The sequence below is a fragment of the Oleiphilus sp. HI0132 genome (assembly GCF_001635845.1).
This window is the reverse complement of sequence record NZ_LWGJ01000453.1, coordinates 1-792: the sequence shown is the minus strand read 5'-3', so window position 1 is coordinate 792 and position 792 is coordinate 1. Positions and strand designations below refer to the sequence as shown.

At 42.8% G+C, this 792-nt stretch carries 2 protein-coding genes; both read left to right on the top strand.

Annotated elements, in window-relative coordinates:
* Positions 1-426: ATP-dependent dethiobiotin synthetase BioD (gene bioD / locus A3766_RS05580; protein ID WP_156508714.1), on the top strand; the 426-nt coding region annotated here is incomplete at its 5' end.
* 157 nt (positions 427-583) lie between these two features.
* Positions 584-792: flagellar biosynthesis protein FlgE (locus tag A3766_RS05575; protein WP_068641877.1), on the top strand; the 209-nt coding region annotated here is incomplete at its 3' end.

Sequence of the window (792 nt, the reverse complement as noted above, 5' to 3'; positions counted from 1 at the left end):
GCGCTTGAAAAGCGAACGCCAAGTGCATCGCGTATTACGGGTATCTGTCGTGGAGCGCTGATGAAGAAACCGGATTTCGCACTTATCGAAGGAGCAGGGGGGTGGCGGGTACCGATTAGCCCAAGAGAAACGATGGCTGACTTGGCACGACAGTTGAACTATAAAGTTATTCTAGTTGTTGGTTTGCGTTTGGGGTGTTTGAATCATGCGATGCTAAGTGCAGAGGCAATCAGAAGAGATGGCTTGGAGATAGCTGGTTGGGTTGCGAATAGTTTGTCGAGAGAAACAATGAGCTATGAAGCTGAAAATATAGCGACTTTAAGCTCGGCTTTAGGTGCACCGCTTATTGCTCACTTACCTTTTAGCGAGAGCGGTAAGCCTGAGGAGCTTTGTAAATATGTGAATCTGGACTGTCTAGATTTGTAAGGCTTTGATCAGGCTGGTTGAAAAACATACAGATATTTGCTTAAATAACATACATAAGGAGAGCAGTGTCTGAATTGCTCGAGTAATTAGTATTAGAGTGTTCGCAGAAAATAGTCACAATATTTGCTGAATTCTTTACTTCGTATAGGTGCTTGTCATGAATGTAAATACTGTTTTACAGACCGGTATTCAAGGCTTACAGCAAGGTCAAGAGGGTATGCAGAAAGCTGCAACAGAGATTGTGAATGCGAGTACTGTAAGTAATAGCGAAGGCTCCAGTTCTAGTGTAATTGAACCAATAGTTGATTTAAAATTATATGAAAGGTCAGTTGAAGCATCGGCGCAAGTAGTCAAAACAGCTGACGA